We start from the raw sequence: 10394 nt of genomic DNA, 5'->3' as shown, positions 1-10394 counted from the left end.
ACTCCCGGTATCGACGAACGTAAGCGCAATCCATACGCCTGCGCTATTTGATTCGCATTCCTGTATGTTTTGGCGTGTGTCCCCCGCACACTGACGCAGGCCGGTCCGCGCGGGCGGCGCCGGCGCCCCCGAGCGCGAAGTGCGCGCGAACCGCGAAGTCATCGTCGCCGCCGGCGCGCTGAACACGCCACGGCTGCTGCAGATCTCCGGCATCGGCGACAGCGCGCATCTGCGCGCCATCGGCGTGCAGACACGCGTCGACCTGCCCGGCGTCGGCGCCAACCTGGTCGATCACTTCAACCTGCGCGTGGCCGTCCGGGTCAAGGACGTCGCCACCCTCAACGAACGCGGCCGCGGCCTGCCGCTGGCCGGCGAGATCGCGAAGTACTTCCTCGGCCGGCCCAGCATCCTGAGCATGGGCCCCGTGCCGATGCGCTTTTTCTTTCGCTCCGCACCCGCGTTGTCGCGGCCCGACCTGCAGGTGTCGTTCACGCCGGGCAGCTATCAGGAAGGGCTGCCCGGCCTGCTCGATCACTATCCGGGCATGACGCTCGGCGGCCACAAGCAGCGTCCCGACAGTCGCGGCTGGGTCAAGGCGCGTTCGGCCAGCATCGACGAACTGCCCGAGGTGCAGCCCAACTACCTGACCGACGAATCGGACCAGCGCGCGATGGTGGCCGTGGTGAAGATGGCGCGCGCCGTCTTGCAGGCCCGGCCGTTCGCCCCGTACTACGTCGACGAAATGTTCCCCGGCAACGACGTGCGCACCGACGACGAGATTCTCGCGTTCGCACGCCAGCGCGGCGGCACCGTCTATCACCACAACGGCACCGCGCGCATGGGGCCCGACAGCGACCCGATGGCCGTGGTCGATGCGCGGCTGCGCGTGCGCGGCGTGCAGGGCCTGCGGGTGGCCGATGCGTCGGTCATGCCGTCGCCGATCTCGGGCGCAACCAACGCGGCCACCATCATGATCGGCGAGAAGGCCGCCGACATGCTGGTACAGGACGCGAAAGCGACGGCCAGGGTGTGACGCGTCAGCCGACGGATGCGTGGCGCCCGAATCGGGTACACGTGAGATTGGCGGCTGATGCGGTGGTGCGTGCGGTGCCGGTTCCCTGCGGACAGGGTCGCACGCCGCACGTCCACGCTTGAATGAGCGCGCCCACGGGACGCGAAATCGTCATGCCCAGGCCATTGCCGGGACGTCGAGCCGGTTTGACCTGAAATGCGGAAGCAGGCTCGATACGCGCCGGCTTGCGCTGACGGATCGATGCCTGCTTCCGTGCCGCATCGATGCGGCAGTCCGCTGAATCAGCCGACCTTGCCGCGCGGCGGATCGGCAAGCGGAACGCGTTGGCGGCGACGCCACCAGAACGCGACGCCCAGCACCGCGATCAGCACGACAAGCGCCGCGCCCGGCAGGATCAGCGGCCGGACCCGCACGAGCAGCGGAACGGGGCCGCCGCTGCGCGCGACGGCAACGTCGCCTGCGGTGACGGTCACGTCCGGATTGCCGTACTGCGCGAGCACGTAGTTCGCGATGGCAGCGACCTGGTCGTCCTTGAGCGGCTGGACATAGGAGTCCTCGCCAAAAGACGGCATCAGCACGTGCTCGCCGCCCGCCTCGCGATCGACGCCGTACAGGATCGCCGCAATCAGGTTCGACGGATTGCGCGAGCCCGTGGCGGTGTTGTTCGACAGCGACGGATACGCCTGGCTCGGGCTGCCCTTGCCGTTCGCCTGGTGACAACTCGCGCAGTAGCCGCTGAACAGCGCTGCGCCCGTCGTCAGCGTACCGTTCGCGTTCAGCGGGGACGCGCCGCGCAACGTCGCTTCGCTGCTGACCGCGCGCCCGTACGAGAATGCCGGCGCCGATTCGCTTTCGTCGCGAATCGGCTTCGTGCTGCGCAGATACGAGACGATCGATTTCAGGTCCGCGTCCGACAGATACTGCAGGCTGTTCTGCACGGCCTCCGCCATCGGGCCGGCCGCCTGGTTCTTGCCGGGTGCGCGGCCGGTCTTCAGGTACGACACCAGCTCGGCGTCGCTCCACGCGCCGATGCCGCTCACCGGATCCGACGTGATGTTCGGCGCGTACCACGCGCCGAGCTGCGCGCCGCCCAGGTTGCGGCCGAAGTCCTCGGCCATCAGTGCGTTGCGCGGCGTGTGGCACGCGCTGCAGTGCGCCAGCACGTTGGTCAGGTACGCGCCGCGATTCCACTGCGCATCGTGGGCCGGATCCGCTTCGAAACGCTTGTTCGACAGGAACAGCATGTTCCATCCCGACATCGCCATGCGCATGCCGAACGGGAACGGCAGGCTCGTGGCGGGCGCGGCTTCGTCGACCGGCTTCACCGCATGCATGAAGTAACTGTAAAGCGCGTGCACGTCGTCGTCGCTGAGGCCGCTGTACGACGTATAGGGCATCGCCGGATACAGGTACGCGCCATCCGCGCGCACGCCTTCGCGCAGCGCACGGGCGAACTGCACCTCGGTGTAGTTGCCGATGCCGGCCGTCTTCGACGGCGTGATGTTGCTCGAATAGATCTGCCCCATCGGCGACGCGATGCCGTACCCGCCCGCGAACGGCTTGCCGCCGTCGAGCGCCGTATGGCACGCCATGCAGTCCGCCGCGATCGCGAGCTGATGGCCCTTTGCGACCAGCGCGGCGTCGGCCGACGTCGAAGCCGTGCCGGCCGGTGCATCCTGCGCGAACGCGGATGCGCTGCCGACGAGCGCGAGCAGGCCGGCCGCGATGGCCGTGCGATACGCGGTGCCGCGCCGCGCGCGACGGTGTCGTTGAATCGTATGTGTCATCGCATCAACCCTTCGCGAGGCTCGCGGAAATCGAATCCGCGGCCTTCAGGCCAAGGGCCGCCATCGACAGCGTCGTGTTGACGACGGACGCCGACGGCATCGCGCCACCGCCCGGCAGCCACAGGTTCGCATGGTCGTGCGCGCGGCAGTCGCCGTCGACGACCGAGTTCTTCGGATCCGCGCCCATGATGGTGCCGCCCATGATGTGATTGTTCGCGTTCAGCGTCTTCGTGATGTCGAATTCGACCGCGTCGAACAGCGTGCCGATGTGCGACAGCTGCTTGCACGCCGCGTCGTAGCCGCGCCGCACGTAGTCGCCGACGTCGTAGTGGATGTCCGGGCAGGCGAGGCCGAGCGGATCGACGCGCGTCTTGCTGAGCGTCAGGCGGTTGTTCGGGTCGGGCAGCGGTTCGAGACTGATCGACAGGTCCACGCCGTAGATCGCGCGCCGCCGGATTTCCTCGTCGAGCGCCTCGCCGACCAGGCCGAGCTTCAGCGCCTGCTGCGTCGCCGGCCCGACGCGCGAGATGTTGTTCAGGATCATCTTGTTCGCCGAATACTGCCCGCGGAAATCGCCGTCGCGCGGACCGACGATACAGCTGCTCTGCGCAGGACCGCGGCCGAGCCACATCGGCTCGTTCGCGAGGAACGTGCAGTGGAAGCCCGAGTGATCCATCATGTTGCAGCCGACCTGGTCCGAGCCGTTCGCGATGCCGTGCGGATTGCGCTCGTTCGCGGCCAGAAGCAGCAGGCGCGGGGTCTCGATGCCGTTGCAGGCGAGCACGAACCGCTTGCCGCTGGCCTTGTGCGACTTGTGCGACGCGTCGTACCAGTGCACGGCCGTCACGCGATTGTTCGCGTCGGTGTCGATCTTGTAGACGACCGATTCGGCGAGCACCTTCGCGCCCTTGCGCTCCGCGCGCTCGATGTGATGGATGCCGCTGTACATGGCGCCGATCGGGCAGATCGGCTGGCAGTTGTTGTTGCCGCAGCAGGTCGGGCGGCCATGCCACGGCCGCGTGCTGCGCGCCTGCGGAATCGGGATCGACCGGTAGCCGTGCGCGTTGACGATTTCGGCGAAGCGCCGGTCGCCATGCCCCCACGGCACCATGTCCATCGGATACGGGCGGCTGCGTTGCGACGGCGACTGCATCGCCGGGTCGCTCGGTCCGGCCACGCCCATCTCTTCTTCCGCACGGCAGTAATACGGCTCGAGATCGTCATAGGAAATCGGCCAGTCGCGGCCGACGCCATACGTCGACTGCATCCGGAAATCGACCGGCAGGTGCCGCCAGCTCGAGGCGGCCCAGTGCCAGGTCGTGCCGCCGACCGTGCGCAGGTAGCCCTGCTGGAAGCTCTGGCCGTCCGGGCCGCTCAGGCCGACGTAGTTGTTCTTCGGAAAATACAGCGGGGCCGGCGCATTCGGCGCCTGCGGGTAGAGCCCCTGGAAGTCGGACCCGACGCGATTGTCGAAAGGCATGTTGCGCCAGTTCTCGACCGCCTGCGCACGCTCGATGCGCAGGCCCGATTCGAGGATCAGCACCGAATGGCCCTGGCTGACCAGCTGGTCCGCGATCAAGCCGCCCACCACGCCGGATCCCACGATCACGACGTCGGCCGACACGTCGCCGTTCGATTCAAATACAGGAGTTTTCATGAGATTCAGGCGTGCTTTTGCGGGTGCTGTGACGTGGCTGGCGCCACCATCTTGCGCGGCGGCGCGACATCGGCCGGCGGCGGTTCGGCGGTCCACCACAGCGGGCCGTTCGAGCAATAGGTCGGCGCGCTCATCCCGTCGTGGACGGTGTCGTACATCAGCGCATCGGCATAGGTCACCATCACGGCCTTCTGGCCATGACCGACGGTGCCCGTGTACCACGCGGCGACGATCGCGAGTGCGGTGTCGTGAAGGCCGGCGCTGTCGGCATCGGCCAGCAGCTGGGCCGGGGTCTGCCCGGCGCGAACGCGTTGCGCCAGCGCGGCCGCACGCGCGGCAAAACCGGCGTCGGTGCGATGGAACGCGTCGACGAGCCGCCTGGCCGTCATCGGGTCGAGATTCGCGTGGCCTGTCAGGGCGCTCGACAGCGCGAGAAAGGTCTTGGCGTCGAGCGACGGCTGCTGCGCGAATGCAAGGCCGGGTGCGGCAGTGAACAGCCCGACCTGCGTCAGGGCTGCCGCCATCACTTTCAGGGCCGCTCTCCGGGTAATGCCGGCGCGCGCGACGACGCGCGTTTCATGATCGTATGGGGACATGTCGTTTTCGTCTTTTTGGCGAGCGGTTGCTCGCAGGCTTTCTTGCTTCCAAATATTCCGCGACGGGAGTCGCTCCGCGCCGAAACGACGGAATGCCTCCCCCACGACTTGTGCACAACCCGTCCGAAAGCACCGGGAAACGACCATGACCGGCTGAACCAAGTATTGCACACGCCATGCGACGCAAATTTTTAACGGCTCAAACTGCACATAATCCGGGACAGGATTATGGAACCGGTTCCATTTTTGAATGGAGTAACCGGTTCAAATTGTCATCGCAGGGGGGGAGTGTAGCGATATCGCTCGAATCGCGTATTTTCGCGACCGGGTCGAGTCACCCATCCCTTGTGAAACGGGACAAATCCGCCGGACCTTGGTCGGTTCCGGATACACGCAAAACCCGATGAAATAAAAACGTCAGGTTTTCATTATTTATTTGAAAGAATAATCATCCCCCGGACAGCTTGCCTGTTGCGCCGCGCTTTACCGGATGGCCGCCGCGCCCACGGCCGCGATCACGCTATCCTGCACCCCCGCGCCACCACTGGTCCCAATCGCGCCGATCAGCTGCCCGCCAACCACGATCGGGATGCCGCCCTCTCCGGCGAGAATGCCCGGGATGCTGAGGTTGCCGGTCGCCCCGTTGTTGATCGCGTTCTGCATATCCTTGGTCTGTCGGCGGAAGCGCACCGACGCCCGCGCCTTGGCTTCCGCAATTTCGGTGGAGGCGAGTTGCGTTCCATCCATCTTGTCGCACGAGACCAGATTCCCGCCGCTGTCGACGACGACGATCGCGTATTTCCAGTTGCGGCGTCGCGCTTCTGCTTCGGCTGCCGCAATGGCCGTGCGCGCCTGTGCCAACGTAATGGGCGCACCGTAGGGGATGTCATACGGGAGTTGTTCGGGAATCGATGCGGGCGCCGGAGATTGTGCGGCCGCATGGGCCGTGAAAAATGCGGCTGCCACGATGAAGAGTCGGGATGGCTTCGAAAACATGAGAGACGGCTCCATAAAGGCTCGATGAGGCTGATTTGCCCGGCGAACGGTTGATCTTGCTGGTGACGCAAACTTGACGCGTCGTCAGTACGGCCATTGCACGCGCCTCCATTGGGCATGGCAGTTGAGCGTCAGGTCATGACGCAGGCACGGGATGGAGGTTGGAATATGACGCCAGCCGCGCAAGACAGCCGCGGTGGAGGTGATTCCGGGAAACAGCAGGAACGTGTGCAACGACGTTTTTTGATTGCGACAGTCCCGGATACTATCCGACCGTGAGCAGCCGTGCGCCCGAGACCCCGGGCGCGATCCATCGTCAGCCCGACTTTCGACCGCCTGTTTCCATGCATGGAATTTCATCGACGACGACTACGAGGAAATCGAATGCACGGATACGGTCACGTCGATGGCGTGGCCGTAACGGCGGTCGTTGAGCCGCCCCGCCGGCCCGGTCAGACGCCTTCGACCAGCACGGCGCGATAGCGTGCGCCCTTGAAGCGATGCTGAACGACAGCCTGGTATGCCGGGCTGTCATACCACGCGTGCGCGGCGTCCCTGGACGGAAACTCGACGATCACCACCCCTTCCGGGCCGTCGCCCTCGAGCGTTTCCTGCGGGCCATACGCGGCCAGCACCTTCAACGGGTGGCCGGCGAGCGTCGCGCCAACCTGGTCCTGGTAGCGGTCGAGTTCCTGCTGATCGTGCGTGCTTTCGCGCGTGAATACGATATAGGTCGCCAAGATTGCACTCCTGTAGCGGTTCGAGAATGATGGGACGATCCGGCGATCGTCCGTCGGGGAACGGCATTCATCGTAACCATCGGGCGCGCTTTCTCGTATCCCCCGCGATTCCAACTGTGTTTTCGAGCTGGATTAACAATGGATGTTGTCGGGCGGAAACCGCTCGAGATGGACGGTCGCATCCTTCACACGCGCGGGCATCTCGTCGTAGAACATCACGACCTCCGCATTCGGCCTGGCCGCACGGTTGATTCATCGCTCGTGCGACGTCGTCGCATTCCAGCGATCGGGAAACGATTCGAGTTCGTCGAAACCTTCCGGCAAGCGACTCGAATCGAGCAATACCTCGTCGGTCATCGTGCTTCTCCAGATCTGGATCGGGAGGCTGCGGCCGAGTGCTGGCGGCAGTTCGCCGCGTCGCTATCCAGCGTGCGTTCCATTCTTCGACATTCCGTACTTCGAAACGTTTTCCCGATCTTCAGATTGGCGCAACGCGATCGCCATCGATTTATCCGCGATCCCGGCCGAACCGTTTACCTCGCAAATGGTGTGATTGGCCGATAAAGACCGCCCTCTCCATTCGGTCAGAGCCGAGCGCAGGCTTTCCGTTTGACTCGGCGTGGCCCGACCGTTCGCGTACCGACACCGATCATCTCCAGCCGGGTTTCCCTCCACGCCACGCTTGCGGGACAAGCCCGTTGCCACACGCCCCCGGGCCATGCCAGCCGCGCTTAATGGATAACACTCATGGCACTTCACTTTCGATCCCGCCAAACTACCTAACGATAGTTTGATAAAAGAGCGCTGACGCATCTCGCGGCCAGCCGCCCCGACCGGGCGGCGACACGCCGTGCAACCGTGCAGGCGCCTGATCGACGCGATTCAGCGACGCCCGCGTCGTGCGCGGCGACGGTTTCGTCGAACGATTTCCACAGCAACCGAACGACCGTATTGGAGAAATGATGAGGAATGCCATGAATGACACCCCGCCCGTCGGCGGCCTGAACGAAGCGCTAGCAGGACGAACCTCCGTCCAGACCGGGCAGGACAGCCTCCGGTCGTGGTACATCCTGGTCATGCTCACGTTCGCGTATTCGCTCGCCTATATCGACCGCCAGCTTCTCAACCTGCTCGTCGACCCGATCCGCCATTCGCTCGCCATCTCCGACACCCAGCTCAGCCTCGTCCAGGGCGTCGCGTTCATTTCCGCGTACCTGATCGCATCGCCGCTGTTCGGCCGGCTCGTCGACGTGACCAACCGGCGCAACATTCTGCTGGTCGGCATCTGCCTGTGGTGCATCTTCACTGCCCTGTGCGGCAAGGCCACGACGTTCCAGGGTTTGTTCCTCGCGCGCTTTGGCGTCGGCGCCAGCGAAGCGTGCGTGTTTCCGATTGCGTTGTCGATGATCGCCGACTGCTTTTCGGCGAAACAGATGCCGCGCGCGATGAGCGTCTTCATCCTCGGCCCGATGCTCGGCGGCGGCCTCTCGCTCGTCGCCGGCGGCCTCGTCATCTCGTTCGCGCGTGACGTCCATCAGCAATTCCCGATGCTCGCCGGGTTCGAAACCTGGCAGCTCGCATTCGTGCTGATCGGGTTGCCGGGCATCCTGTTCGCGTTGCTGGTGTGGCTGACGGTGCGCGAGCCGGTACGCAGCAAGGTCATCAGCGGCAGCACCGACGAACGGCAGTATTCGACCCGCGATTCGGTCGCGTTTCTGTGGGCGCGGCGCGGGTTCTACGCGCGGATCCTGTTCGGCGTCGGCACGCTCGCGATCGTCGTGCTCGGCATGCCGGCGTGGCTGCCGACCACCCTGATCCGTGCGCACGGGATGCCGGCGGCGCTGGTCGGCTTCCGCTTCGGCGCGCTGGTGGTCTGCTGCGGCACGGCCGGCGCGCTGGCCGGGCCGTGGGTCGTGCGCTGGTTCGAGCGGCGCGGCTACGAAGATGCGTCGCTGCGCACCGCCGCGTTCGCGATGATTCCGATGATGGTCAGCTGCGCGAGCATTCCGTTTGCGCCGGGCGCGATCGGCACGCTGGTCGCGGCCGCCGTCACCGTCTTTTTCTTCACGCTGCCGACTGCGTGCATGGCCGCGTCGCTGCAGCTCGTCGCACCGAGCCGCATGCGCGGCCTGGTCGGCGCGCTCTACTCGTTCTTCGCGCAGCTGATCGGCTTCGGGCTCGGCCCGACGTTGATTGCGCTCGTCACCGATCGCGTGTTCGGCAACCCGAAGATGGTCGGCCAGTCGATCGGCATCGTCTGCACGATCGCAGCAGCGCTGGCCGCGTGGCTGCTGTTCACATCGCTGCCGCACTATCGCCGGTTGCTGGCGGAGGAGCGCGGCGCGAACGCTGGCTGATGGTGTGGGATGCCGGTCAGGTCGATCGTCGAGTCGACCTGCCGGCCGGGGAGGCTTTGCGCGCCCCGTGATCACGGCGGCGATATTTGGCGTCGACCACAGCCCCAAAAGAAAACACCCCTCAACGAGGGGTGCATGGGCCGGATCGCGGTGTACCCCCAGCCGCTTGCAAGCCAGCTGGGGGAAATCATCGCCCGGCACCGTGGCCGTCGAGTCGAAGCGTCACGCTCACCCTACCCGCGCTTCGCCCTCGCGCTCGGCTTCCCCTTGGTCCGTACCCGTTCGGGCCAGCACCGGCTTGAGCGCCTGCCCGGTGTGGCTTGCGCTCACCTGCACGAGCGCTTCGGGCGGCGCCGCCGCGACGATCGTGCCGCCGCCCACGCCGCCTTCCGGACCGAGATCGATGATCCAGTCGGCTTCCGCGATCACGTCGAGGTCATGCTCGATCACGACGACGCTGTGCCCCGCATCGACGAGCCGGTGCAGCACGCGAATCAGCTTCGCGACGTCGGCCATGTGCAGGCCGACCGTCGGTTCGTCGAGCACGTACAGCGTGTGCGGCGCCTTCTGGCCGCGCCGCGTGATGTCGTCGCGCACCTTCGTCAGCTCGGTGACGAGCTTGATGCGCTGCGCCTCGCCGCCGGACAGCGTCGGCGACGGCTGGCCGAGCGTCAGGTAGCCAAGCCCGACATCCTTCATCAGCTGCAGCGGATGCGCGATGTTCGAGATCGGCGCGAAGAACTCCACCGCCTCGTCGATCTCCATCGTCAGCACGTCGCCGATGTTCCGGCCGCGCCACGTGACGGCGAGCGTCTCCGGGTTGAAACGCTGCCCGTGGCACACGTCGCACGGCACCTTCACGTCGGGCAGGAAGCTCATCCCGATCGTGCGCACGCCTTGCCCTTCGCATGCGGGGCAGCGCCCGTCGCCGGTATTGAACGAGAAACGCGACGCCGTGTAGCCGCGCGCCCGCGCTTCCAACGTATCGGCGAACAGCTTGCGGATCGTGTCCCACACGCCGATATAGGTGGCCGGACACGAGCGCGGCGTCTTGCCGATCGGCGTCTGGTCGACTTCCAGCACGCGATCGATCTGCTCCCAGCCGCTCAGCGACTCGCAGCCCTGCCACGCATGCGTGACGTTCAGCGACGGCCGCGGTGCGCTGCGCGCGAGCACGCTCGAACGGCGGTTGGTGGCCGGCGCGTCCTGCTGCGCGGCCTTGCGTGCG

7 protein-coding genes and 1 pseudogene are annotated in these 10394 nt (G+C 66.0%); 2 read left to right on the top strand and 6 right to left on the bottom strand.

Annotated elements, in window-relative coordinates:
* Positions 1 to 139 precede the first annotated feature (139 nt).
* Positions 140 to 1033 (top strand): GMC oxidoreductase, encoded by an 894-nt coding sequence (locus G3N93_RS42275; RefSeq protein WP_307873431.1) that lies wholly within the window; start codon positions 140 to 142, stop codon positions 1031 to 1033.
* Between the two features lie 281 nt (positions 1034 to 1314).
* Here the strand turns inward: G3N93_RS42275 and G3N93_RS25820 are convergent, their stop codons facing one another.
* The 5 genes from G3N93_RS25820 to G3N93_RS25800 all read right to left on the bottom strand — a co-directional run bounded on the left by G3N93_RS25820 (position 1315) and on the right by G3N93_RS25800 (position 6809).
* Positions 1315 to 2820, bottom strand: a complete 1506-nt coding sequence (locus G3N93_RS25820) for a cytochrome c (protein ID WP_206134244.1) — start codon at positions 2818 to 2820, stop codon at positions 1315 to 1317.
* 4 nt (positions 2821 to 2824) lie between these two features.
* Complete coding sequence (locus tag G3N93_RS25815; protein ID WP_206134243.1) at positions 2825 to 4477, bottom strand: GMC family oxidoreductase; 1653 nt, start codon at positions 4475 to 4477, stop codon at positions 2825 to 2827.
* A gap of 5 nt (positions 4478 to 4482) precedes the next feature.
* On the bottom strand, positions 4483 to 5073 hold the full coding sequence (locus tag G3N93_RS25810; RefSeq protein ID WP_241011867.1) for a sorbitol dehydrogenase family protein: 591 nt from the start codon (positions 5071 to 5073) through the stop codon (positions 4483 to 4485).
* Between the two features lie 483 nt (positions 5074 to 5556).
* Positions 5557 to 6069: a heme-binding protein gene (locus G3N93_RS25805; protein ID WP_241026700.1), complete on the bottom strand. Its 513-nt coding sequence runs from the start codon at positions 6067 to 6069 to the stop codon at positions 5557 to 5559.
* A gap of 452 nt (positions 6070 to 6521) precedes the next feature.
* Positions 6522 to 6809: a DUF1330 domain-containing protein gene (locus G3N93_RS25800; RefSeq protein ID WP_174929203.1), complete on the bottom strand. Its 288-nt coding sequence runs from the start codon at positions 6807 to 6809 to the stop codon at positions 6522 to 6524.
* A gap of 974 nt (positions 6810 to 7783) precedes the next feature.
* Here G3N93_RS25800 and G3N93_RS25795 point away from each other — a divergent pair.
* Entirely contained in the window at positions 7784 to 9166 is a 1383-nt protein-coding gene (locus tag G3N93_RS25795; protein WP_241026699.1) for an MFS transporter, read from the top strand.
* A 228-nt stretch (positions 9167 to 9394) separates the two neighbouring features.
* Here the strand turns inward: G3N93_RS25795 and G3N93_RS25790 are convergent.
* Positions 9395 to 10394 (bottom strand): annotated as a pseudogene (locus tag G3N93_RS25790) (excinuclease ABC subunit A); the annotation flags it as partial.

The organism is Burkholderia sp. Se-20378 (genome assembly GCF_017104665.1).
Lineage (GTDB): Bacteria > Pseudomonadota > Gammaproteobacteria > Burkholderiales > Burkholderiaceae > Burkholderia > Burkholderia lata.
This window is presented reverse-complemented; position numbering and strand designations above follow the sequence as displayed.

Coding starts and splice junctions, on each gene's coding strand:
- G3N93_RS25820 (WP_206134244.1), bottom strand. CDS start 2,820: ATGACACATACGATTCAACGACACCGTCGCGCGCGGCGCGGCACCGCG.
- G3N93_RS25815 (WP_206134243.1), bottom strand. CDS start 4,477: ATGAAAACTCCTGTATTTGAATCGAACGGCGACGTGTCGGCCGACGTC.
- G3N93_RS25810 (WP_241011867.1), bottom strand. CDS start 5,073: ATGTCCCCATACGATCATGAAACGCGCGTCGTCGCGCGCGCCGGCATT.
- G3N93_RS25805 (WP_241026700.1), bottom strand. CDS start 6,069: ATGTTTTCGAAGCCATCCCGACTCTTCATCGTGGCAGCCGCATTTTTC.
- G3N93_RS25795 (WP_241026699.1), top strand. CDS start 7,784: ATGAATGACACCCCGCCCGTCGGCGGCCTGAACGAAGCGCTAGCAGGA.